This window comes from Streptomyces sp. GL_141 (assembly GCF_057834385.1).
Genome location: NZ_CM174402.1, coordinates 7,655,687 through 7,678,237, shown reverse-complemented (window position 1 = coordinate 7,678,237; position 22,551 = coordinate 7,655,687). Strand labels below are relative to the sequence as shown.

19 protein-coding genes are annotated in these 22,551 nt (G+C 72.4%); 15 read left to right on the top strand and 4 right to left on the bottom strand.

The genetic code is table 11. The features are described 5' to 3' along the window. The first annotated feature begins 41 nt into the window (after nucleotides 1-41). The gene (locus tag AC3IX6_RS34235; protein ID WP_489367155.1) at nucleotides 42-1,679 is read left to right on the top strand and encodes an amidohydrolase; all 1,638 of its coding nucleotides are present in this window, start codon (nucleotides 42-44) and stop codon (nucleotides 1,677-1,679) included. Here the strand turns inward: AC3IX6_RS34235 and AC3IX6_RS34230 are convergent. Continuing rightward, on the bottom strand, nucleotides 1,646-2,758 hold the full coding sequence (locus tag AC3IX6_RS34230) for a LacI family DNA-binding transcriptional regulator (RefSeq protein WP_489367154.1): 1,113 nt from the start codon (nucleotides 2,756-2,758) through the stop codon (nucleotides 1,646-1,648). The genes AC3IX6_RS34235 and AC3IX6_RS34230 overlap by 34 nt on opposite strands. Nucleotides 2,759-2,889: 131 nt before the next feature. On the opposite strand from AC3IX6_RS34230, the gene AC3IX6_RS34225 reads away from it, so the two are divergent. From AC3IX6_RS34225 to AC3IX6_RS34205, 5 genes are read left to right on the top strand one after another with little or no spacing between them, the layout of a single operon-like run. Then, nucleotides 2,890-4,521, top strand: coding sequence for an ABC transporter substrate-binding protein (locus AC3IX6_RS34225; protein WP_489367153.1), 1,632 nt, complete (start codon nucleotides 2,890-2,892; stop codon nucleotides 4,519-4,521). After that, a complete protein-coding gene (locus AC3IX6_RS34220) occupies nucleotides 4,518-5,471 on the top strand; it encodes an ABC transporter permease (protein WP_489367152.1) in 954 nt (317 codons plus the stop codon). The genes AC3IX6_RS34225 and AC3IX6_RS34220 overlap by 4 nt, the downstream gene beginning before the upstream one ends. Beyond that, nucleotides 5,468-6,367, top strand: coding sequence for an ABC transporter permease (locus tag AC3IX6_RS34215; RefSeq protein WP_489367151.1), 900 nt, complete (start codon nucleotides 5,468-5,470; stop codon nucleotides 6,365-6,367). The genes AC3IX6_RS34220 and AC3IX6_RS34215 overlap by 4 nt, the downstream gene beginning before the upstream one ends. Before the next feature lie 5 nt (nucleotides 6,368-6,372). Next, complete coding sequence (locus AC3IX6_RS34210; RefSeq protein WP_489367150.1) at nucleotides 6,373-7,368, top strand: ABC transporter ATP-binding protein; 996 nt, start codon at nucleotides 6,373-6,375, stop codon at nucleotides 7,366-7,368. Beyond that, nucleotides 7,335-8,186 (top strand): ABC transporter ATP-binding protein, encoded by an 852-nt coding sequence (locus AC3IX6_RS34205; RefSeq protein WP_489367149.1) that lies wholly within the window; start codon nucleotides 7,335-7,337, stop codon nucleotides 8,184-8,186. Before AC3IX6_RS34210 ends, AC3IX6_RS34205 begins: the two co-directional genes overlap by 34 nt. Nucleotides 8,187-8,532: 346 nt before the next feature. On the opposite strand, the gene AC3IX6_RS34200 is transcribed toward AC3IX6_RS34205, so the two are convergent. Then, the gene (locus tag AC3IX6_RS34200; protein WP_489367148.1) at nucleotides 8,533-9,507 is read right to left on the bottom strand and encodes a helix-turn-helix domain-containing protein; all 975 of its coding nucleotides are present in this window, start codon (nucleotides 9,505-9,507) and stop codon (nucleotides 8,533-8,535) included. A gap of 162 nt (nucleotides 9,508-9,669) precedes the next feature. On the opposite strand from AC3IX6_RS34200, the gene AC3IX6_RS34195 reads away from it, so the two are divergent. From AC3IX6_RS34195 to AC3IX6_RS34165, 7 genes are all read left to right on the top strand, one after another. Beyond that, a complete protein-coding gene (locus AC3IX6_RS34195; RefSeq protein WP_489367147.1) occupies nucleotides 9,670-10,545 on the top strand; it encodes a branched-chain amino acid ABC transporter permease in 876 nt (291 codons plus the stop codon). Then, nucleotides 10,542-11,747 (top strand): substrate-binding protein, encoded by a 1,206-nt coding sequence (locus AC3IX6_RS34190; protein WP_489367146.1) that lies wholly within the window; start codon nucleotides 10,542-10,544, stop codon nucleotides 11,745-11,747. Before AC3IX6_RS34195 ends, AC3IX6_RS34190 begins: the two co-directional genes overlap by 4 nt. After that, entirely contained in the window at nucleotides 11,744-13,474 is a 1,731-nt protein-coding gene (locus AC3IX6_RS34185; RefSeq protein ID WP_489367145.1) for a branched-chain amino acid ABC transporter ATP-binding protein/permease, read from the top strand. The genes AC3IX6_RS34190 and AC3IX6_RS34185 overlap by 4 nt, the downstream gene beginning before the upstream one ends. Further along, nucleotides 13,474-14,157, top strand: coding sequence for an ABC transporter ATP-binding protein (locus tag AC3IX6_RS34180; RefSeq protein WP_489367144.1), 684 nt, complete (start codon nucleotides 13,474-13,476; stop codon nucleotides 14,155-14,157). The genes AC3IX6_RS34185 and AC3IX6_RS34180 overlap by 1 nt, the downstream gene beginning before the upstream one ends. Nucleotides 14,158-14,186: 29 nt before the next feature. Continuing rightward, nucleotides 14,187-15,599, top strand: a complete 1,413-nt coding sequence (locus tag AC3IX6_RS34175; RefSeq protein ID WP_489367143.1) for an amidase — start codon at nucleotides 14,187-14,189, stop codon at nucleotides 15,597-15,599. 110 nt (nucleotides 15,600-15,709) lie between these two features. Next, a complete protein-coding gene (locus AC3IX6_RS34170; protein WP_489367142.1) occupies nucleotides 15,710-17,344 on the top strand; it encodes a flavin monoamine oxidase family protein in 1,635 nt (544 codons plus the stop codon). A gap of 491 nt (nucleotides 17,345-17,835) precedes the next feature. Continuing rightward, nucleotides 17,836-18,237, top strand: coding sequence for a class I SAM-dependent methyltransferase (locus AC3IX6_RS34165; protein ID WP_489367141.1), 402 nt, complete (start codon nucleotides 17,836-17,838; stop codon nucleotides 18,235-18,237). A 5-nt stretch (nucleotides 18,238-18,242) separates the two neighbouring features. On the opposite strand, the gene AC3IX6_RS34160 is transcribed toward AC3IX6_RS34165, so the two are convergent. Then, the gene (locus tag AC3IX6_RS34160; protein WP_489367140.1) at nucleotides 18,243-18,524 is read right to left on the bottom strand and encodes a metal-sensitive transcriptional regulator; all 282 of its coding nucleotides are present in this window, start codon (nucleotides 18,522-18,524) and stop codon (nucleotides 18,243-18,245) included. 255 nt (nucleotides 18,525-18,779) lie between these two features. Then, nucleotides 18,780-19,727, bottom strand: coding sequence for a DUF8832 domain-containing protein (locus AC3IX6_RS34155; RefSeq protein WP_489367139.1), 948 nt, complete (start codon nucleotides 19,725-19,727; stop codon nucleotides 18,780-18,782). 175 nt (nucleotides 19,728-19,902) lie between these two features. Here AC3IX6_RS34155 and AC3IX6_RS34150 point away from each other — a divergent pair, with 175 nt between their 5' ends. Beyond that, nucleotides 19,903-20,193 (top strand): heavy-metal-associated domain-containing protein, encoded by a 291-nt coding sequence (locus AC3IX6_RS34150; protein ID WP_407840338.1) that lies wholly within the window; start codon nucleotides 19,903-19,905, stop codon nucleotides 20,191-20,193. A gap of 94 nt (nucleotides 20,194-20,287) precedes the next feature. Continuing rightward, complete coding sequence (locus tag AC3IX6_RS34145) at nucleotides 20,288-22,546, top strand: heavy metal translocating P-type ATPase (protein ID WP_489367138.1); 2,259 nt, start codon at nucleotides 20,288-20,290, stop codon at nucleotides 22,544-22,546. Nucleotides 22,547-22,551: the final 5 nt, after the last annotated feature.

Here is a 22,551-nt window from a genome sequence, read left to right as displayed (position 1 = left end):
CATGTCTCCACCAACCGTCGCCTCATGTACTGGAGCTCCGTATGGACAAGGCCGATCTGGTCTTCACCCGCGGCCCCGTCTTCACCGTCGATCCGGCCCGCACCCGGGCGACCTCGCTCGCCGTCGTCGGCGACCGGATCGCGGCCGTCGGCCACGACGAGGTCCGGGAGCTCATCGGCCCCCGCACCGAGGTCGTCGACCTGACGGGCAAGCTGCTGATCCCGGGGTTCCAGGACGCCCACATCCACGCCGTCTACGGCGGTACGGAGCTGGCCGAATGCGATCTGACGGGGACGGTCGGCGTCGCGGAGTACCTGACCCGGATCCGGGCCTACGCGGACGCCCACCCGGACCACGCGTGGATCACCGGCGGCGGCTGGTCGATGGAGAGCTTCGACGGAGGCCTGCCCACCCGCCAACTGCTGGACTCCGTACTCCCGGACCGGCCGGTGTTCCTCGTCAACCGGGACCACCACGGCGCCTGGGCCAACACCCGGGCGCTCGAGCTCGCCGGGATCACCGCCGAGACCCCCGATCCGGCCGACGGCCGCATCGAACGGGAGCCGGACGGCGGTCCCAGTGGAGTGCTCCAGGAGGGCGCCACCGCACTGGTCTCACGGCTTGTGCCCGCGGGCACCCCCGCCGACCGGCTGGTCGGCCTCCTGCGAGCCCAGGAACTCCTGCACTCGCTCGGCATCACCGGCTGGCAGGACGCGCTGCTCGGCGTCTTCGGCGGCAAGCCCGATCCCTCGGACGCCTACGTGAGCGCCGCCCGGGACGGATCGCTCACCGCCCGGGTGACCGGCGCGCTCTGGTGGGACCGGGACCGCGGCGCCGAGCAGATCGAGGAACTGGTCGCGCTGCGGGAGAAGCTGAGCCACGGCCGCTTCCGGGCCGGCTCCGTGAAGATCATGCAGGACGGGATCGCCGAGAACTTCACGGCCGCCATGACCGCCCCGTACCTGGACGGCTGCGGCTGCGCGACGGCCAACACCGGCCTCAGCTTCGTCGAGCCGATGGCGCTGCGCGGGTACGCCGCCGAACTGGACGCCCTCGGATTCCAGATCCACTTCCACGCCCTGGGCGACCGGGCCGTCCGCGAGGCCCTCGACGCACTCGAAGCCGCCGTCGCCGCCAACGGCCCGCGCGGCAACCGCCACCACCTCGCCCACCTCCAGGTCGTGCACCCCGACGACCTCCCCCGCTTCGCCCGGCTCGGCGCCATCGCCAACATCCAGCCGCTCTGGGCCGCGCACGAACCGCAGATGGACGAGTTGACCATCCCCTTCCTCGGCCCCGAACGTGCCGCCTGGCAGTACCCCTTCGGCGATCTGCTGCGGGCCGGCGCCACCCTGGCCGCCGGGAGCGACTGGCCCGTCAGCAGCCCCGACCCTCTTGAGGGCATCCACGTCGCCGTCAACCGCAAGGATCCCGAGGCCACCGCCGACAACCGGGTCTTCCTGCCCGAACAGCGCCTCGACCTCGCGACCGCGCTGGCCGCCTACACGGCCGGCTCCGCCCATGTGAACGGCCTCGACGATGCGGGCAGCCTGCGCCCAGGCCACCTCGCCGACCTGGTCGTACTGGACCGCGACATCTTCGCGGCGCCCCCGGAGGAGATAGCCGAGGCCCGGGTGGAGCGGACCTACGTCGGCGGCAGGCTCGTCCACTCCGTCTGAAGGTGCGGCACCGCCTGAGGGCGCCGCACCGAGGATGCCCGTACGTCGAGCCGGGTCGGCACGAGCACCCCGGCCGACTCCCGGCGCCCGTCCTCCAGGACCGCCACGAGGAGTTCGATGCCGGCCACCGCGACCGCCTCGGGCCGCAAGCTCAGCGTCGTCACCGGCGGCTCGGTGTGCTCCGCCGTCACGTCCTCGCTGACACAGACGAGCAGCAGATCGCCTGGGACCTCGTAGCCCTGGCGGCGCGCCGCCGCCAGGACGAGGGGCGGGCTCGCTTCGGCCACGACGAAGAGGGCGTCGGGGCACACGCGGTCCGGCCCCTCGCCGTCACCCGCCAGGGCGGTCTCGACCGCCCTTACGACCGGACCGTTGCCCGGGTCCCCGGCGTGTACGACCCGCTCCGCCACGCCGTGCGCGGCGCACCAGTCGCGGTAGGCGGCGAGCACCCCCGTATGGAACCGGGTCGCGCTGTCGGGCAGCACCAGCGCAGGCCGCCGGGCCCCTTGTTCCAGAAGGTGGTCCATGGTCCCGCACACGGCCGTGACGGCCTCGACGTCCACCCAGTACGCACCCGGCCGCCCCTCGACGGAGCGGTCGCTGAACACCGGGATCCGGGCGGCGAGCAGGTCGTCGACGACCGGGTCGTCGGTGACGGGGTCGGCCACGACCACCGCGTCCAGCGGCAGGCCGGCCCACTCGCTCTGCAGGGAGCCGGCGGGCAGCAGCACCACGGCGTATCCGCGCTTCAGCGCGGTCGCGGCGGTGGCTCCGGTCAGCCTGGCGAAGTACGGAGATTCCAGGAAGGACCAAGGGGTGTCGGCAAGCTCCCCGACCATGTATCCGATCAGCCGGGCCCGCCCCGTGCGCAACTGGCGCGCGGTGGCGTTGGGCCGGTAGCCCATCGCGCGTGCGGCATCGCGCGCCTTCTGCCGTACCTCGGGAGAGAGCCGTCCGGTGCCGTTGAGCGCCGCCGAGACGGTCGTCTTGGACAGTCCGGCCTCGCGGGCCACGTCGACGAGCCGGACGCGTCGAGCAGGCTGCGAGGCAGCCCCGTCATGCCCTGAAAGATCGGTCATGGGGTTGATGCTGCCACCCTCCCGACCTGCGCCAAACCGTTCCCGCAAGCCCTTGTGCGGGAACGTTCCCGCATTAATACTCGCTCCATCCCCCAGCGCCCGTCACTACACCCGTAAAGGGGTGGGTCTGCATGCGCACGCCCAGGACCATCACGCTCCTCGCCTGTACGGCCGCACTCGCGGCCGCCAGCGCCTGTTCCGGCGCCTCGACCAACCAGTCCGCCGACGCCGGCGGCTACCAGGTCACCGCCACCTCGCCGCCCGCACAGGGCTCACTGGACTCCTTCACCTGGTCCCTGTACGCCGAGCCCTACACGCTCGACTACGCCCTCGCGTACGACTACCCGCCGAACACCGTGCTCGCGAACGTCTGCGAGCAGCTCCTGCGGGTCTCGCCCGACATGAAGATCGAACCCGGTCTCGCGGTCAAGTACGCCCAGCCCGATCCACGGACGCTCGTCTACACGCTGCGGCCCGACGTGAAGTTCCACGACGGGACGACGATGAAGGCCGAGGACGTGGTCGCCTCCCTGAGCCGCCACATGGACCCGGAGACCGGATCGCCCTGGGGTTCGGTGTTCAAGAACGTCACCGCCATCGAGAAGACCGGCCCCCTGGAGGTGACGCTCCGGCTCTCCCGGCCGGACGTCCTCCTGCACGAGCTCATGGCCGCCTCCCCCGGCACCATCGAGAGCGCGGCGACCCTGGCCAAGGCCGGCAAGGACTACGGCACCCCCAACGGCACGGTCAACTGCACCGGCCCGTTCGCCCTCGACCGGTGGACACAGGGCGCGAGCATCACCCTCAAGAAGAACCCCGACTACTGGGACCGGTCGCTGACCCCCAAGTCCGACCGGGTGAAGTTCATCTTCATCGAGGACCCCGCCGCCCGGTCCAACGCCTTCCTCTCGGGCACGGCCGACGGCGGGTACATGGTGCCCTCCGCCTCGCTCGCCCAACTGCGCGCCGGCGGCAAGGGGAGCGTGCTGTTCGGTCCCAACACCGCCGCGGCCGACCTGGCCGTCCTCAACTTCCAGGGCACGCTCGGCGACCTCAAGGTCCGCCAGGCCCTGTCCCTGGCCCTCGACCGGAAGAACATCGTCAAGGCCGCCGCCGGCGGCATCGGCACACCGGCCAAGGCCCCCGCCGCACGCGGTGCCTGGGCGCTGTCCCCGGAGAAGACCGCCGCGCTCTACGACACGCTGCCCGAGCCCGCGTACGACGTCGAAGCGGCGAAGAAGCTCGTCCAGGAGGCGGGGGCGACCGGCCGCACGATCACCCTGGCCACCAGCACGCTCGCGCCCGAGATCAGCGTCGTCGCCAACGCCGTCCAGGCCGCCGGGCGCCAGATCGGCCTCGACGTCCGGCTCAAGGTCATCCCCCCGGAGGCGTACAGCAGCATCTTCGTCGACCCGAACGCGCGCGCCGGCCTCGACCTGGTCATCACCAACGGATACGACAACACCCCCGACCCGCTGGAGTTCTACCAGTACCTGCGCACCGGCGACTTCGGGAACTACGGCAACTGGACGAACACCGAGTACGACGCCGTCTTCGACAGGGCCAACGCGGAGCCCGACCCCGCCGCGCGCGCGGAGCGGACCGCCGAGCTGCAGCGGATCGCGATGCGCGAACTGCCGATCATCCCCGTGTACGAGGCGCCCTACTCGGTCTTCCTCGGCAACCGGGTGACCGGCGCACCGACCGGAATCGTGCAGCTGTACTACCCGTGGGCCGCGAAGATCGGGGCCCCGAAGAAATGACCCGCTACCTCGTCGGACGGCTCCTCGGCCTGGTGACGGTGCTGTTCGTGACCTCTCTCGTGGTCTTCGGCTCCCTTCACCTGGCCCCCGGCGACCCGGTGTCGTTCCTGCTCCACGGCCGCCCCGCGACCCCCGAGGCCGTGGCGGCCCTGCGCTCCGAGTACCACCTGGACGATCCGCTGCCCGTGCAGTACGCGAAGTGGCTCGGCGGTGTCCTGCAGGGTGACTTCGGGCGCTCCGGGCAGTACCACCAGGACGTCACCGAGCTCATCGGCTCCCGGCTGCCCGGCACCGCCGTGCTCGTCGGGTACGCGGCCCTGCTGGTCGCCGTCCTCGGCGTGGCGGCCGGCATCCTCGCCGCGCTGCGCCCGGGTCCGCTGGACCGCGCGGTGCTCCTCGGCACCGGCGTGGCCACGGCGACCCCCTCGTTCGTCACGGCCATCGCGCTCGTGTCGCTCTTCTCCGTCTCGCTGGGCTGGTTCCCGGGACCGGGCGGCACCCCCGTGGGCTTCTCGGACCGGCTGTACCACCTGACGCTGCCGGCCTTCGCCCTGGCGCTGACCTTCGCGGGTCTGCTCGCCCGGGTGACCCGCTCGGCAATGCTCGACGAACTCGGCCGCGAGCACGTCGAGGTGGCGCACGCCCGCGGTGTGGCAGCGCGGACCGTGGTCCGCAAGCACGTCCTGCGCAATGCGCTGGGTCCGGTCGTCACCGTCGGCGGCACGATGCTCGCCGGACTGCTCATCAGCACCTCGATCGTGGAGACCGCCTTCGACGTGCCCGGGCTCGGCTCCCTGCTCGTGCAGTCGGTGTCCGCCAAGGACTTCGCCGTCGTCCAGGCGATCACGCTGCTCAGCGTGACGGCCTTCGTCCTGGTGAACCTCGCCGTCGACCTGCTCGCTCCCCTCATCGACCCCCGGCTGTCCCTCCGGGGGGAAGGCTCCCCATGACCCTCACCACCCATCCCGCCGACTCACCGGCCGGCGTGGCGCCCACGCCGCTGCGCCGCCGGCCCGGCCTGCGCTCCCTGCGCCGGCTGGGCCAGGGCCCGATGTTCACGGCCTCGGTCGCAGTGCTCGCCGTACTCATCCTGGTCGCCGTACTCGCCCCCCTCCTCTCCCCGTACGACCCCGAGGTCCTCGACCTCTCCTCGCCCCTGGCCGGAACCACCGGCGAGCACCTGCTCGGCACCGACCAGTCCGGGCGGGACATCCTGTCCCGGCTGCTCCACGGCGCCCGCACCGGTCTGCTCGGGCCGATGCTCGTCGTCGGGGTCTCCACCCTCCTCGGCACCCTGCTCGGCGTCGCGGCGGCCTGGCGCGGCGGCTGGGCGGACTCGGTCCTGTCCCGCTCGATGGACATGGCCTTCGCGATCCCCGGCCTGCTGCTCGCGATCCTGCTCGTGTCCGTCGTCGGCTCCGGCATGACCGCGCCGGTGATCGCCATGTCGGTGGCCTACACGCCGTACGTGGGACGGCTGGTGCGCGGGATCGCGCGCCAGGAGAAGGCCCGCCCGTACATCGAGTCGTACCGGGTGCAGGGTTTCTCCGGCTGGAACGTGTGCCTGCGCCACCTGCTGCCGAACATCGCCCCGACCCTCTTCGCCCAGTCCGCGATGAACTTCGGGTACGCGCTGATGGACCTGGCCGCGCTCTCCTACCTCGGCTTCGGTGTGCAACCGCCGACCGCCGACTGGGGAGCCATGATCAACGAAGGCCAGTCGGCCGTCCAGCAAGGGGCGATGCTGCCCGCCCTGGCTCCCTCGGCGTGCATCGTGCTCGCCGTGGTGGCGTTCGGCATCGTCGGCGAGGGGCTCGCCGACCGGATCGCGAGGCGAGAACGGTGAACGCCATGACCGAGGAGAAGGCACCGGCCGTCGGCCCGCCCGTCCTGGAGATCGACGGGCTCGGCATCCGCCTGCCGGACGACAAGGCGGCCCGGCCGATCCTGGACGGGGTCAGCCTGCGGGTGCTGCCGGGAGAAACGGTCGGCCTGGTCGGCGAGTCCGGCTCCGGCAAGTCGGTGGCCTGCCGCAGCGCGCTCGGACTGCTGCCCGCCGGCGCCCGGACCAGCGGACAGGTCCGGGTCGCGGGCCGGGACGTACTCACCATGAACCGCGCCGAGCGGACCGAACTGCGGGCCAGGCAGGTCGCGATGGTCTTCCAGGACCCACGGGCCTCCGTCAACCCCCTGCGCCGGGTCGGCGACTTCCTCACCGAGGGACTCCGCGCCGCGGGAACCCCCGCCGCCCAGGCCACCGCCCGGGCCGAGGAACTCCTCGACGCGGTCGGCATCCGCGACCCCCGGGGCGCACTGCGCCGCCGTCCGCACGAGTTCTCCGGCGGCATGCTCCAGCGGGTGGTCATCGCCGCGGCGCTCGCGTCCGAACCCGCCCTGCTCGTGGCCGACGAACCGACCACGGCCCTGGACGTCACGACCCAGGCGGAGATCATCGCGATCCTCACCCGGCTGCGGGCCGAGCGGGGCACGGGCCTGCTCTTCGTCACCCACGACCTGGAACTGGCCTCCGCCATCTGCGACCGCGTGTACGTGATGTACGCGGGCCGGATCGTCGAGACGCGGGGCACCAACGAGCTGTTCGAACGGCCGCGCCATCCGTACACGGCGGGCCTGCTCGCCTCCACCCCGCGCATCGAAAGGGGCTCACCGGCCCCCCGGCCGATCCCCGGCCGCCCCGTCTCGCTCTCCGAGGAGCCGCCCGGCTGCGCCTTCGCCGCGCGCTGCGCCCACGCGCTGCCGCGCTGCTCCGGGGAAACACCCGCACTTGCGCGGTACGGCGACGGGCTCGCCGCATGCCACCGCGCCGACGAAGGGATCACGCTGTGACCGTCGGAACCGTCGCGACGCAAGGACTCGTCGTCGAGGGGCTGTGCAAGCGGTACGGGAACCACGCAGCCGTCGACGACGTGTCGTTCACCCTGGCACCGGGAACCTCCCTCGCCCTCGTCGGGGAGTCCGGCAGCGGCAAGACCACGACGGTCCGCATGCTCGTCGGGCTGGAGCGCCCGGACGCCGGCACCGTACGCCTGGGCGGCCGGGACCGTTCGGCGCGGGTCCGCACCCGAGCCGAACGCCTCTCCCGGGCCCGGGAGATCCAGATGGTCTTCCAGGACCCGTACCTGTCGCTGGACCCGCGGGTCACGGCGGCCGGATGCGTGGACGAGGTCCTACGGCTCCACACCCAGCTGGACACCACCGCGCGCGGGGCCCGGGTCGCCGAGCTCCTGGAGCAGGTCGGCCTCGGCGAGCGCGAGGGTTCGGCACTGCCTCGGCGCCTCTCCGGCGGGCAGCGCCAGCGCGTGGCCATCGCGCGCGCCCTCGCGGTGGAGCCCAGCGTCCTCGTCCTCGACGAGGCGGTCGCGGCGCTCGACGTCTCCATCCAGGCGCAGATCCTCGAACTGCTCTCCACGATCCGCCGCGAGGCGGGCATCGGCTATCTCTTCGTCACCCACGATCTGGCAGTGGTCCGGCACATCGCGGACGAGGTGCTGGTGCTCAAGTCGGGAAGGGTCGTGGAATCGGGCCCGACCGGCGACGTACTGGACGCACCACAACACCCGTACACGCGCCTGCTGCTCGACTCCGTACCCCGGCGCGGCTGGGATCCGGGCGCCGCGATCTCGGGGCGCCGGGCGCTCGGCTGACCGGCACCCGTGCGGCCGACACCCCTGGAAGACTGGTGAAAATATTGGGTTCCGGCCCCGCCGCGTCAGTGGCGGGGCCAGACGCGTTGCTGTGGTTCAAGGCTGGGAGACGGCCGAGCCTGATGTGTGGGCGACGTGCCGGGAGTTGGTTCCGGCCGGCCGGGCCCGGGGCCAAGGACCTCACCGGGGCTTCCTCGACCCGTCCAAGGCACTCTGCCTGACTGGGCCCGCTGCTCCCATGCCACACACCAGGCCGACAGGCAGCAGAGCCCGGGCGGCAGTGGCGGGCCGGAGACCGGTATCGGCCACGCGGCCGGCGCGTGACCGACCCGACGCAGCGCCCGTCTCACGACCCGGCCCGCTCCTGTCCCGGGCCCGTGCGCGCCTGCTCCCGTACAGCCCGCGGCGACAGACCGAACTCCGCCCGGAACACCCGGCTGAAGTGGCTCGCCTCGCCCAGCCCCCTGCGGGCCGCGAGGACGTACGCGGGCAGGTGGGCGAGCGCCGGATCCACCAGGTCCCGGCGGATCCGCTCCAGCCGACGGCGCCGCACGTGATCGCTCACCGTCGCCCCCGACTCCCGGAACAGCGCGTGCAGATGGCGTACGGAGATGTGGTGCGCCGCCGCGATCGACCCCGGCGACAGGTCCTCAGCCAGCCGGTCGTCGATGTGGGCGAGGACCCGGTCCAGGGCCCCCGCCATCACTCCGCCGGACGCCGACCCCGAGCCGCCCGTCTCGCGCAGCAGCGTCCGCAGGATCGCCGACACGTGCTCGCCCATGTCCCGGCGCGCCAGCGGGCCGAACCCGTGCGCCCCCTCGGCCAGCTCGCCGACCACCGCCGCGAGCACCCGCCCGCTCGGCGAGCGCGGCAGCTCGGCGTTGGCGGTCACCGCGCCGGCCGCGGTCGCGACCTGCCCGGCCGTCCCCGCGTCCAGGGACAGCACGAAGTACCGGTGGCCGGAGCCGAGTTCCAGCCGGAACGGACGCGCGCCCGTGTAAAGGACGAAGTCCCCCGGCGCGAGCGCCGCCCGCCTCCCGTCCTGCTCCAGCTCACCGCACCCCGACACCAGTAGGCCGAGGAGATGGCCGGGCAGGGGTGCCTCGGGGGAAGGCCGGGGCATCACCCGGATCGCCTGCTCCCCGCTGATGTCGCAGCCGCTCAGCGCGCCGAACCGGCTCGGCCGCATCTCTGCGGCGTACCCCTCGTCGCCCGTACGCGCCCGGACCAGCACCGTGTCCGAGGCCCCCGACGGATCCGCCGAGGCGGTGTCGAGATAGCCGAACACCAGGTTGCCGTCGTCGCGTCGCTCCACCGGCATGTCGTACTCCTCCCACGCCGCCCGCACCGGACGCATCCTTCGCGCCGTCCGGTCCGCGCACTGCGGGCACAGAACTCTGCGCTGCCGGACCAGTGCCCACCACGGGATTACCAGATGCTCGCAGAGTCCCCGCTGCACCCGGAAGCACACAGGCGGTAACAGATGGATGTACTTCTGGCCATCGTTGGCCAGTTCGGCCTCTACGGCCTGCTCACGGTCGGCATCGCGGTGATCTTCGCGGCGACCCGGGTCGTCAACCTCGCCCAGGGAGACCTGGCCATGGTCGGCGCCTACGTCGCCGCGACCGCGACCACCGCCCCCTTCGGCGTCCGCACCCTGCTCGCCCTCGCCGTCGGCGCGCCGCTGCTCCTGATCATCGAGCGGCTGCTGCTGCGCCGCCCCGGCTCCGACGGCCTGGCCGCGATGCTGGTCACCTGGGGCCTGGGCATGGCCCTGCGACAGGGCGCGGAACTCCTCTACACCGGGACCTCCCGCACCGTCACCGTCCCCGTGGACGGCACGCTCGACGTCCTCGGCACCCCCTACCCGGCCTACCGGCTGGTCTGCGCGCTCACCGCGATCGCCGTCATCGGCCTCGTCCTGCTCGCCGCCCACCGCACCGACTGGGGCCTGCGGCTGCGCGCTGTCGCCGACAATCCGGCCATGGCGGCGTTGCTCGGCACCGACCCCCGCCGGATGCGCGCCATCGCCTTCACGATCGGCGGCCTGCTCGCGGTCCTCGCCGGCGCCCTCTACAGCCCCGTGCTCGCCGTCAACCCCAGCATGGGGTTCGGCCTGCTGGTCCCCGTCTTCTTCGGCCTGCTGCTCAGCCGCCCCGGCGCCCTCGCCACTGCCGCCGGCGCCGCGCTGCTGATCTCCGCGCTGTCGGTCCTGCTGCGTACGTGGCTGTCCGACACCCTCGCCGAAGCCCTTTTCTACGCCGTCGTCGTCGCGATCGCCGCACTGCGCTCGCGCCCCTGGATCGGAAGGTTCTCCGCATGGTTCCGTCGTACCCCCGCGCCCGCGATCGCCGCGTGACACCCGTGGCCCGCACCGCCGCCATCGCTCTGGCCGGCGCCCTCGCCCTCACCCTCACCGGCTGTCAGGGCGCGGCCCTCTCCGCCGACGACGGCCCGGCCGCCGCCGGCGGCCCGGTGAAGATCGGCGTGGTCGTCCCGCTCACCGGGCCCGTCTCCCAGGTCGGCACCGCCCTGCGCAACGGCCTCGAACTGGCCGTCAAGAAGGTCAACGCCGACGGCGGCGTGCACGGCCGACCCGTGGAGTACGTCGTGGTGGACGACGCCGGAGACCCGGCCAACTCCACCCAGCTCGCCCGCCGCCTGGTCCGCCAGGACAAGGTGACGATGCTGTTCGGCACCATCACCGGCGACACCGCCGAAGCGGTCGGCAGGGTCGCCGACGAGGCCCACGTGCCCTTCGGCACCGCCATCCTCGGCGACACCGAGCACTGCTTCGCCTACCAGTGGGGCTTCGGCGAGTCCACCCGGCAGATGCTGACCCCGACCGTCCCCGGGCTGGTCGAGAAGTACGGCAAGAAGGTCGCCCTCGTCGGCTCCGACTACAACTACCCGCGCTTCTACGCCGGCGTCGCCAGGGAGCTGGTGAAGAAGGCGGGCGGCACGGTGGTCGCCGAGGAGTACAGCCCCCTCGGCCAGACCGACTGGCAGCCGGTCATCGCCCGACTCACGTCGCCCAAGCCGGACACGGTCCTCTCCATGGTCGTCGGCGCGGACGCGGTCACCTTCAGCAAGCAGGCGGAGCAGTTCGGCCTCCTCACCCCGGAGCTCGGCTTCGAGGGCGCCCCCCTCGACGCCGACTTCCAGCCGGCGCTCGGCGCGCTCGTGGCGGGCCGCACCCACACCGTCCGCTGGAGCGACCAGGTGGACGACGCCGAGAACCGCGACTTCGTCAAGGACTACCGGGCCGCCCACCAGTGGAAGGCCCCGATCCCCGAGGTCGCCGGAAACGCCTACTTCGGCGTCACGTTCTTCCTGGCCGCCGCGGAGAAGGCCGGTTCCAGCGACCCCCAGGCCGTCAACAAGGCGATCGGCGGACTGTCCCTGGACAGCCCGCTGGGCAAGGGGACGCGCTTCGAGCCTTCCAACCACGTCTTCCAGGCCGACATGAGGGAGGTCACCATCGGCCGCGACGGCGCCTACACCGTCACCCGCACCCACCCGATGGTCGCCGACACGACCCCGAAGGAGGGCTGCGCGTGACCGCCCCCGCTCCACCCGCGCCCCCGCCCACCGGCAGGCTGCGCCGTACGCTGCGCATCGCGCTGCCCGCAGTCGCGGGCGTGGCCCTGATCGCCGCCCCCTTCGGCCTCGACGCCTTCGCCGTCGCCACCCTCACCCTGGGCCTCTGCTACGGCCTGTTCGCCTACGGCCTCGACCTGAGCTGGGGCAGGGCCGGACTGCTGAGCGTCGGACACGCCGCGTTCTTCGGCCTCGGTGCGTACGCCGTCGCCCTCGGCCAGGAACACGACCTGCCCTGGACGCTGACGGTCGCCGCGGCCGTCGTCGTCGCCGTGGCGATCGCCCTGCCCGTCGTCCGCATCGGCCTGGCCGCCCCGGTCCCCGACGCGCCGCTGATCCTCCTGACCATCGGCGTAGGACTGCTCCTCCAGCGCGCCGCCACCACCCTTACCCCCGTCACCGGCGGCACCAACGGCTTGTCCGTCTCCGGGCCGGACGTGGTGACCTCCTACTACGTCACCCTCGGCGCCGTCGCGGCCGTGGTGGCGGTCTGCGGAGTGCTGGTCGTGCGCGGCCGCTTCGGCGCCCGCCTCGTCGCCGCCGCCCGCAACCCCGACCGGGCCGCCCAGAGCGGCATCGACGGCACCCGGGTGCGGGCCACCGCCTTCGCCGTGAGCGCGGCCGTCGCCGCCCTCGCCGGAGCGCTGTACGCACCCGTCGCCGGGCTCGTGTCACCGCAGGTGTTCGGTCTCGGTCTCTCGACGTCCGTGCTGATCTGGCTGGCCCTCGGCGGGCGCGAGTCCACCGTGGGGCCGTTCGTCGGCGCCGTCGCCGTCACCGTGGGCCAGCAGTTCCTCGGCTCCACCTGGCAGGGCTGGTACGTGCTCGCCCTCGCCGCCCTGTTCCTGCTGGTCGTCCAGGTGGCACCGGCGGGGCTCACCGCCGCCCCGCGCCGCTTGCTCGCCGGCCCCGGCCCCGATGTACGCCTGCCGGCCGTGGCCCGCCGCGCCCCGCGCCGTACGGCCCAGGAGGGCCGCCGGGGAGAGGACGGCTCCGTCCCGCTCGCCGTCACCGGCGTCCGGAAGTCCTTCGGCCCCGTCGAGGTGCTCGCCGGCGTGGACCTCACCGTCGAGGCGGGCCGCTGCGTCTGCCTGATCGGACCCAACGGCGCGGGGAAAAGCACCTTCCTGAACGTCGTCGCCGGACAACTCGCCCCGGACGCCGGCACCCTGCGCCTCTTCGGTACCGACGCGACCGGCCTGCCGGTCCACCGCCGGGTCGGGCTCGGCGTCGGCCGGATGTTCCAGATCCCCAGCGTGATCGCCGAACTCTCCCCGGCCGACAACCTCCGCCTCGCCCGCGTCGAGGCGTCCGAACCCGTCGATCCACCCGCCGAGTTCCGCGACCTCGTCGACGACGAACTCCGGCCGGCCGGCACCCTCCCGCTCGCCGACCGCCGCCGCCTGGAGCTGGCCATGGTGCTCGCCGCAGCCCCCCGACTGCTGCTCCTCGACGAACCGGCCGCCGGACTCGGCCCCGACGACGCCCGCCGCCTCACCCGCGAACTCCGCGAGGTCAACCGGCGCACCGGCTGCGCCCTGCTCGTGGTCGAGCACGACATGGACATCGTGCGGGAACTCGCCGACGAGGTCGTGGTCCTGGCCGAGGGCCGGGTCCTCGCCCGCGGTCCGCTCGACGCGGTGGCCGCCGACCCGGCCGTCCGCGCCGCCTATCTGGGAGTGCGCTGATGCTCGAACTGACGGGCCTCGCCGGCGGATACGGTCAGGCCGCCGTCGTCCGGCCGACCGACCTGACCGTGCGCGGCGGTGAGATCACCGCCCTCATCGGCCGCAACGGCGCCGGCAAGACGACTCTGCTGCGGACCGTGTTCGGCCTCGCCGACCGGCACGCCGGCGCCGTCGCCCTCGACGGCCGGACCCTGCCCCCGGGCCGTCCCGAACTCCTGGCCCGGGCCGGCGCCACGCTGATGCCCGAGGACCGGGGCGTGTTCCCCGCGCTCTCGGTCGCCGAGAACCTCCGCCTCGCCCGCCGCCGCGAGGTCGCCCCGGCCGTCGACCCGTACACCGTCTTCCCGCTGCTCACGGACCGCGCCCGGCAGCCGGCCGGGACGCTCTCCGGCGGGCAGAAGCAGCAACTGGGCATCGCACGGGCGATGCTGGCCGGCCGGACCCTGATCGCGGTCGACGAACTGACCCAGGGCCTCCAGCCCTCCGTGGTCGCCGACGTTCTGGAGGCCCTCGGCGCGATCGCCGCCGCCGGGGTGGCCGTCCTCCTCGTCGACCAGCACGCGGGCGCACTCCTCGACCACAGTCGCCGCGTCGTGGTGATGGAGGCCGGAAGTGTCGTCCTCGACGCGCCGAACGAGCCGGGCCTACGCGACCGTCTCGACGACATCCTCGCGGTCCGCTGACCGCCCCCACTCCCTTGGAGCCGTTCACCATGGATCCGTTCGCCTCAGCCACCGACCTCGCGGCGGCGATCCGCCGGCGCGACCTCAGCCCCGTCGAGGTCGCCGAGACCTACCTCCGGCGGATCGCGGAGCACGACGGCGAGCTCGCCGCCTTCACCTGGCTCGACGAGGACGCCGTCCTCGCCGCCGCCCGCCGCGCCGAACAGGCCGTCGTCGACGGCGGCCCCCTCGCGCCCTTCCACGGAGTGCCCGTCCCCGTCAAGGAGCTGACCCAGGTCGAGGGCCAGCCCGCGACCTACGGCTCGTACGGGGTCGACGATCGCCCCCGTACCCTCACCGAGCCGGTGATCAGCCGGCTGCTGGACGCCGGGTTCCTCCTCATGGGCCGCACCAACTCGCCCGAGATGGGCCTCCTGTCGACCACCGACAACAGCCGCTTCGGCAGCACCCGCAACCCCTGGAGCCACGAGCACTCCTCTGGCGGCTCCAGCGGTGGCGCCGCCGCAGCCGTCGCCGCGGGCCTCGCACCCGTCGCCCACGCCAACGACGGCGGCGGCTCGATCCGTATGCCGTCCTCCTCCTGCGGCCTGGTCGGCCTCAAGCCCAGCCGCGGCCGCGTCCCGCAGCAGGTGCCGGGCTGGGAACACGCCACCGTCGAGGGAGCCATCACCCGTACCACCCGGGACGCCGCCGCGCTGCTCGACGCGATGTCCGTACCCGACCGGCTCGCCATGTACCAGGCACCCGCGCCCGAGCGGCCCTACCTCGACGAGGTCGGCCGCGACGGCGGACGCCTCCGGATCGGCCTCCTCACCGAGGCGCCCACCGGCCTCCCCGTGGACCCGAGTTGCGTCGAGGCGGTCGAGCACACCGCCCGGCTGCTCGTCTCCCTCGGCCACCACGTCGCCCCCGCCGCGCCGCGCTTCTTCAGCGAGGAGGCGATCGTCGGCTACGCGCAGACCGTCCTGGACGCCGCGCTCTGGGCCGCCCCGTACCAGCAGCCGGAACTCGCCGAACCGCACCTGCGGTTCCGGATGGACCGGGCCGCCGGCCGACACTCGGGCGAGTACACCCGCGCCGCGAACCTGCTCGCCGAGGAGGCCCGCGCGGTCCGCGCACAGTGGGGCCAGGAGTTCGACCTGCTGCTCACCCCCACCATGGCGTGCCTGCCGCCGCCGGTGGACGCCCTGCTCAAGGAGGCCAACGCGGACCCCGGCGGCCCGCGCACCACCGAGACGCAGATGATCTCCTTCACCTCGATCTGCAACATCACCGGGCAGCCCGCCGTCAGCCTGCCCACCTTCACCTCGGCCGAGGGCCTCCCTGTCGGCAGCCAGCTGATCGCCGGGCCGTGGGACGAGGCCGTCCTCCTCCGGGTCGCCGCCGAACTGGAGGAACTGGACCGCTGGCAGCTCCGCCGCCCCGCGCGCTACCAGGGCTGATCTCCGAGCCCTCCGCGCGAGGCCCCTCACCTCGTAGGCGGTGACACCGCGCCACCGCCGCTCCCGGTTCCCCTCCCCAGGGAACCGGCCCCCCTTGGAAGGAGCCGTACATGGCACGCACCGCACCGGCCCGTATGCTGCGCCGGATCGTCGCCGAACACGCCACCACCGCCGAGATCGCCGCCGCCGGTCAGGCCGAGACCGGGGCGCCCTCCCGCCGCACCGTCCTCGGCGGGCTCGCCGCCGGCCTGGGCCTGGCCGCCACCACGGGCGTGGCCGCGGCCTCCAGCGCCCACGCCTCCACCACCTCCACCGCCCCGCCAGTGGTCGCGATCATCGGCGCCGGCATCGCCGGGCTCTCCGCCGCCCTCCAACTGGCCGACCACGGCATCGCCTGCGCCGTCTACGAGGCCGACACCCGGGTCGGCGGCCGGATGTACTCCAACCCGGCCGGCTCCTACTGGGCCGACGGGCAGAGTTCCGAGTGGGGCGGCGAGATGATCGACACCCCGCACGTCGTGATGCAGTCGCTCGCCTCCCGCTTCGGCCTGCCCCTCGACGACCTGCGCGCCGCCGAGCCCGCCGGCTCCACCGAGGTCTACCGCTTCGACGGCGCGTACTACACCTACGCCCAGGCGAGCGCCGACTTCAAGAAGCTGAAGCCGGTCCTCCAGCAGGACGAGGCCACCTTCAACTGGCCCGTCGCCTGGAACTCGGTCAACGGCCCCGGTGCGGTGACCCTGTCGAACATGACCATTCACGAGTGGATCGCCACCCGTGTCCCGGGCGGGCACAGCTCGCCGTTCGGGCAACTCCTCGACGTCGCCTACACCACCGAGTTCGGCGTGGACACCAGCGCCTCCTCGGCGCTCGGCATCGTCGGGCTCCTCGCCTACCAGCCCACCCCCACCGGCTTCGCGCTGTTCGGGGAGAGCGACACCCGCTACCGCGTCCGCGGTGGCAACCAGCGCATCCCGCAGGCCATCGCCGCGGCCCTGCCCCCGGGGACGGTACGCCACGGCTGGCGGCTCAAGAAGGTAGCGGCCGCGGCGGGCGGCCGCCAGTCGCTCACCTTCACCGTCGACGGCTGCCCGCAGACGGTGCTCGCCGATCACACGGTGCTCGCCCTGCCGGTCGGCGTGCTCCAGCAGCTGAACCTGTCCGCCGCCGGCTTCGACAGTCGTAAGCTGGGCGGCATCGCCGCGATGACGATGGGCCAGAACTGCAAGCTGTCGATGCAGTTCAACACCCGTCACTGGAACGCCTCCGGCCCGTGGGGGCTCGCAACCGGAAGCACGATGAGCGACACCGGCTACCAGACGTCCTGGGACTCCAGCAGGGCCCAGTCCGGCGTGAAGGGCATCCTCACGGTCTACACCGGCGGCAGCCACGCGGCGGACTTCACCCCGTCCGCACCGTTCCGCACGGCGGCCGACCCGCAGATCGCCGCCTACGCGCAGGCGGCGCTCGCCCAGCTCGAACCGGTCTTTCCGGGTCTGACCGCCCGCTGGACCGGCAAGGCCACACTCGCCGCCTGGCCGCTCAACTCGAACGCGGGCGGCTCGTACTCCGCATGGCCCCCCGGGTACGCCCACCAGTACGCGGGCTACGAGGGCGTCCGACAGGGCAACACCCACTTCGCGGGCGAACACACCTCCGAGGTGGCCCAGGGCTACATGGAGGGCGGCGCCGAGTCCGGCCGGCGGGCGGCCGACGAGATCCTCACCGACCTCGGCGTCCTGTAGGCGAGTTGACCCCAGGGGGACGGCGCGGGACCACTACCCCGGTCCGGCGCCGTCACCCGCGCCCGTCAGCCCGTCAGCCCGTGTGGAGCTTCAACGCCGTCCGGACGGCGGATTCGGGCACCCTCGATCCAGGCGGGCTTGTCGGAGGTATGGCACCCGCGAAGTGAAGCGGCCCCTCGGAGGCAGGGAGGCCGGTGTGCGGCGTAGCGGTCGGCGCCGCGAGCACGCGAGTCAGTCGTCAGCGCTCGACGATGGCGAATTGCAACACCATGGCGCACAACCCGAGATCACTTTGACGGCAGACCTTGGGCGGTGCGGGGGACGCCTGCAGAGTGCGTCATGGGCGAGTCGTGTGCGACGGGGGTGCCGTCGAGTACGTGTGCCGTATGGGAAGCGCGGGTGAGGACGACAGTGCCAGAGTTGCCCAGCGGCGTCACCGACGCAGCCTGGTACGTGCGCGAAGGAAGCCACCGAGACCCCGCAGACACCCCATGCGGAACTCGCCAGGACGGCCCCGCCGGCTCGCCAACACCGCACAGGCAGAGGTACGGAACGGCTACGAGGGCGAGCAATGGGCCCGCAGCCAAGAACGCCGGGACTCCATCAACGACGGCTTCAACCATCCTCTCCTGGAGGCTGCGGCCATCTCGGAAACCGACTGCGTGCCGGACATCGACTGCGGGGCAGGCCGCACCACCCGGCTCGCCGCCCAGCGCGCCGGCCTCGGCCAGGCACTCGGACTGGATCTGTCAGGCCCGATGCTGGAGAAGGCCCGCGAATGCGTGCAGAACGCCTCCACGGTCGCCCTGCGCGATCACGAGGCGGACGGAGCGGTGTGGCTTCGCAGCAGCTCCTGGCTGGTCACCGCCGTACGGGAGCCCCTACGCGGCTGATCCCATCAGGTGCGAACCATGCGGGCGATGGCCTGGGAGGCTTCCTGGACCTTGTCGCGGGCTCCGTCGCCGCCTTCCGCGATGGCATCCGCGACGCATGAATGGAGGTGGTCTTCCAGCATGGCCAGCCCGAAGGACTGCAGGGCTTTGGTGGTGGCGCTGACCTGGGTGAGGAGGTCGATGCAGTAGGTGTCTTCGTCGACCATCCGCTGCAGACCACGCACCTGGCCTTCGATGCGGCGCAGCCGCTTGAGGATGTCGTCCTTGTTGGCGGTGTAGCCGTGCACGAGGCGATCCCTTCTTCCCTATCGGCGTTTTACCCCCAGGGGGTATATGCGCAACGATGGGGTGCAGCCATCTGTTCCACTGAACGTCGGGGCAAGTGCATAGGTACCCCCGCCCGAGCAACGGGCGGAGGCACCTCTTAACAGGTGAGGGTCAGGCAACATCCACCGAGCCGAGAATCATGGCCGGTTCCGGCCGCGTGCCGCAGAGGCTCACAAGGTACTGCGAGCCCTCCTCCAGGAGCCACCCCCGCCACTCTAGTGGGAGTGCCCACCCGGCTCGGCGGTGGCGGTGCTCGCCGCCGGGGAGACGGATCCGCCTGCCTGGACCGTGAAAGCTGCCGTCCGAACCTTGCCCTCGTGCTGGAAGTCCAGGAAGAGCCGGTAGGTTCCTGCGCTCGGAGCCGTGGCAGTGAAGGAGACGTCAGGCCCGGGGCCGCCCTCGTTGGGGTGAACGTGCAGGTAGGCGAGGTCTCCATCGCGAAGGGCGACGAGGTGGCCGTACGCCCCGAGGTAGGGCTCGAGGTTCGTCACCGGCTTGCCGTCCTTGCTGACCGTAAGCTTGAGCTCGCCGGCCCTACCGGGGGCGAGGGTCCCGCCAAGGGCGACCTGATAGCCCTCCACCTCCACGGCCGTCACGGCCGGGGGCACTGGGTTCGGCGCGTACGCCCCAGGCACCGACAGGTCAGCGCCGAGGGTGACGCCCTTCGCGCCTTCCGCAACGGGGGCGAAGTCGGCGAAGGCCTTGTACGCCCCCGCCACAGGAAGGTCGACCGGCGCCGACCACGTCCCGTCGTCCGCACGCACCGGGTGCAGATGGCGATAGACGGTGAGGTCGCGTGAGGCAACGATGAAGTGCAGCTCCTTGCCGTGCTCGGTCTTGTAGGCGGTGACCTTGCGGCCTTCCGCATCCTTGATCGAAAACTTCAGCTCACCCGGACCCACGGCGATCTGCGGGGTATCCAGGGCCAGCGTGTAGCCGCCCTCCGACACCTGCAGGCCCCCGGCCACCGACCCTTGGGCGACCTCCTCGTGAGCTCCGTGCCCGGCGGCGCCCGCATCGGTCGACGCCGGTGCCGCGTGGCCCGCATGTTCCGTTTTCGCCGGTGTACCTACGGGTCCTACGCCCGCCCCGACCCCGTAGGCGGCCCCGAAAGTCGCTGCGAGTGCGGCGGCAAAGACGGCGGTCTTCACTCCGGTGTTCATGGCTGCTCTCCCGTACGACGTAGTGCCGCGTCCAGCGGTTCCAGAAGCCCACCATACCCCTGGGGGGTACCAAGTCAAGCCGAGGGAGCACTTGCGGAGAGATACCACTGGGGGGTATATCTGAAGACAGTCCGGATACCCCCTGTGGGTATCTGAATCGATCAAGGAGAAGCCCATGTCTTCCTGCTGTACCCCTGAAGGCACCTGCAGCACGAACGCCGGCGAATCGACGACCGCCACAGCCGTCGTCGACAGCACCGCCACCGTCTACCGCGTGTCGGGCATGACCTGCGGCCACTGCAAGACCGCCATCACCAAGTCGGTCAGCGCGCTCGACGGGGTCCTCTCCGTGGACGTGGACGTGGACGGCGGCCTCGTCACCGTGACCACGGCCGGCGACCCCGACGACGCCGCGATCACCGTGGCGGTGGACGACGCCGGCTACGAGCTGACCGGTCGGGTCTGACACCCAGCCCGACCCCGACCAACCTGGCCGCCGGGGCCCCGTCCATCCGCCGGGCCCCGGCCTCCACCCCGCGCTCGAACGAGGAGCAGCCCTCATGACCACCATCACTCCCGGCGTCGCCCAGGTCGAGCTCGCCATCGGCGGCATGACCTGCGCCTCTTGCGCGGCCCGCATCGAGAAGAAGCTCAACCGCATGGACGGCGTCGAGGCGACCGTCAACTACTCCACCGAGAAGGCCAAGGTCACCTTCGACGCCGACATCTCCGTCGCGGACCTGATCGCCACCGTCGAGGCCACCGGATACACGGCGCAGGAGCCTGCGCCGCCCCGTACGAACGGCTCGTCCGGCAGCGGGGAGGACCCGGACGAGCACGACGAGCTGCGCCCTCTGCGCCACCGGCTCGTCACCGCCGTCTCGCTCGCCCTGCCGGTCATCGCCATGGCCATGATCCCGGCCCTGCAGATCGACTACTGGCAGTGGCTCTCGCTCACTCTGACCGCGCCCGTCGTCACGTACGCCGCCTGGCCCTTCCACCGCGCCGCCTGGACCAACGCCAAGCACGGCGCGGCCACCATGGACACACTGATCTCGGTGGGTACGACCGCCGCGTTCCTGTGGTCGCTGTGGGCTCTGTTCTTCGGAACTGCCGGCACGCCCGGGATGACCCATGCCTTCGAGTTCACCATCGCCCGCACCGACGGCGCCGGAAACATCTACCTGGAGGCGGCGGCCGGGGTCACTGCCTTCATCCTCGCCGGCCGCTACTTCGAGGCCAGGTCAAAGCGCAAGGCCGGCGCCGCCCTCAAAGCGCTGCTGGAACTCGGCGCCAAGGAAGTGACGGTACTGCGCAGCGGCCGCGAAGTCACCCTACCCACAGCCGACTTGCAAGTCGGCGACCGCTTCCTGGTACGCCCCGGAGAGAAGATCGCCACCGACGGCACCGTCGTCGAGGGCTCCTCCGCGGTGGACGCATCCATGCTCACCGGCGAGTCCGTCCCCGTGGAGGTCTCACTCGGGGACTCCGTCACCGGCGCCACCCTCAACGCCGGCGGGCGCCTCGTGGTCGAGGCCACCCGCGTCGGCGCCGACACCCAGCTGGCCCGGATGGCCAAGCTGGTCGAGGACGCACAGAACGGCAAGGCCGCGGCCCAGCGGCTCGCCGACAAGATCTCCGCCGTGTTCGTGCCGGTCGTCATCGGTCTGGCCCTGGCCACCCTCGGCTTCTGGCTCGGCACCGGCTCCGGCCTCGCGGCCGCCTTCACCGCCGCCGTCGCCGTACTGATCATCGCCTGCCCCTGCGCCCTGGGCCTCGCCACCCCCACCGCCCTCATGGTCGGCACGGGCCGCGGCGCCCAGCTCGGGATCCTGATCAAGGGACCCGAGGTACTGGAGACCACCCGCAAGGTCGACACCATCGTCCTGGACAAGACCGGTACGGTCACCACCGGCAAGATGACTCTGCTCGCCGTGCACACCGCGGACGGCACCGACGAGAGCCAAGTACTGCGCCTGGCAGGAGCGTTGGAGCATGCCTCCGAGCACCCCATCGCGCAGGCCGTCGCTGCCGGCGCCGCCGCCAATGTCGGCGCGCTGCCCGTCCCGGAGGACTTCGCCAACATCCCCGGACTGGGCGTGCAGGGCGTCGTCGAAGGCCACGCCGTTCTCGTCGGCCGCGAGAAGCTGCTCGCCGAATGGGCAATGGAGCTGCCCGTGGAACTGGAGCGCGCCAAGGCTGAGGCCGAAGCCGCCGGCCGCACCGCCATCGCGGTGGCCTGGGACGGAGAGGCACGCGCGGTCCTGGAGGTCGCCGACGCGGTCAAGGAGACCAGCGCGGAAGCCATCCGGCGCCTGCGCGCCCTGGGCCTCAAGCCGATCCTCCTCACCGGTGACAACAAGGCCGTCGCCGAGTCCGTCGCCGCCGAAGTCGGGATCGACGAGGTCATCGCGGAGGTCATGCCCCAGGACAAGGTCGATGTCGTCAAGAAGCTGCAGGCCGAGGGCCGCAGCGTCGCGATGGTCGGCGACGGCGTCAACGACGCGGCCGCTCTCGCCCAGGCCGACCTCGGCCTGGCCATGGGAACCGGCACGGACGCCGCCATCGAAGCGGGTGACCTGACGCTCGTACGAGGAGACCTGCGGGCTGCGGCGGATGCGATCCGCCTCGCTCGCAAGACGCTCGGCACCATCCGCTCGAACCTGTTCTGGGCCTTCGCCTACAACGTGGCCGCCCTGCCGCTCGCCGCGGCCGGCTTGCTCAACCCGATGATCGCCGGAGCGGCCATGGCCTTCTCCTCCGTCTTCGTCGTCGGCAACAGCCTGCGACTGCGCGGCTTCCAGGCCGCCGACAACTGAGGAGC

What these genes read in the sequence shown, in the direction of transcription:
- AC3IX6_RS34195 (WP_489367147.1), top strand. Translation starts at nt 9,670, where the DNA reads ATGGATGTACTTCTGGCCATCGTTGGCCAGTTCGGCCTCTACGGCCTG.
- AC3IX6_RS34205 (WP_489367149.1), top strand. Translation starts at nt 7,335, where the DNA reads ATGCCACCGCGCCGACGAAGGGATCACGCTGTGACCGTCGGAACCGTC.
- AC3IX6_RS34215 (WP_489367151.1), top strand. Translation starts at nt 5,468, where the DNA reads ATGACCCTCACCACCCATCCCGCCGACTCACCGGCCGGCGTGGCGCCC.
- AC3IX6_RS34155 (WP_489367139.1), bottom strand. Translation starts at nt 19,727, where the DNA reads ATGAACACCGGAGTGAAGACCGCCGTCTTTGCCGCCGCACTCGCAGCG.
- AC3IX6_RS34225 (WP_489367153.1), top strand. Translation starts at nt 2,890, where the DNA reads ATGCGCACGCCCAGGACCATCACGCTCCTCGCCTGTACGGCCGCACTC.
- AC3IX6_RS34165 (WP_489367141.1), top strand. Translation starts at nt 17,836, where the DNA reads ATGCGGAACTCGCCAGGACGGCCCCGCCGGCTCGCCAACACCGCACAG.
- AC3IX6_RS34170 (WP_489367142.1), top strand. Translation starts at nt 15,710, where the DNA reads ATGGCACGCACCGCACCGGCCCGTATGCTGCGCCGGATCGTCGCCGAA.
- AC3IX6_RS34175 (WP_489367143.1), top strand. Translation starts at nt 14,187, where the DNA reads ATGGATCCGTTCGCCTCAGCCACCGACCTCGCGGCGGCGATCCGCCGG.
- AC3IX6_RS34145 (WP_489367138.1), top strand. Translation starts at nt 20,288, where the DNA reads ATGACCACCATCACTCCCGGCGTCGCCCAGGTCGAGCTCGCCATCGGC.
- AC3IX6_RS34200 (WP_489367148.1), bottom strand. Translation starts at nt 9,507, where the DNA reads ATGCCGGTGGAGCGACGCGACGACGGCAACCTGGTGTTCGGCTATCTC.
- AC3IX6_RS34235 (WP_489367155.1), top strand. Translation starts at nt 42, where the DNA reads ATGGACAAGGCCGATCTGGTCTTCACCCGCGGCCCCGTCTTCACCGTC.
- AC3IX6_RS34230 (WP_489367154.1), bottom strand. Translation starts at nt 2,758, where the DNA reads ATGACCGATCTTTCAGGGCATGACGGGGCTGCCTCGCAGCCTGCTCGA.
- AC3IX6_RS34220 (WP_489367152.1), top strand. Translation starts at nt 4,518, where the DNA reads ATGACCCGCTACCTCGTCGGACGGCTCCTCGGCCTGGTGACGGTGCTG.
- AC3IX6_RS34210 (WP_489367150.1), top strand. Translation starts at nt 6,373, where the DNA reads ATGACCGAGGAGAAGGCACCGGCCGTCGGCCCGCCCGTCCTGGAGATC.
- AC3IX6_RS34150 (WP_407840338.1), top strand. Translation starts at nt 19,903, where the DNA reads ATGTCTTCCTGCTGTACCCCTGAAGGCACCTGCAGCACGAACGCCGGC.
- AC3IX6_RS34180 (WP_489367144.1), top strand. Translation starts at nt 13,474, where the DNA reads ATGCTCGAACTGACGGGCCTCGCCGGCGGATACGGTCAGGCCGCCGTC.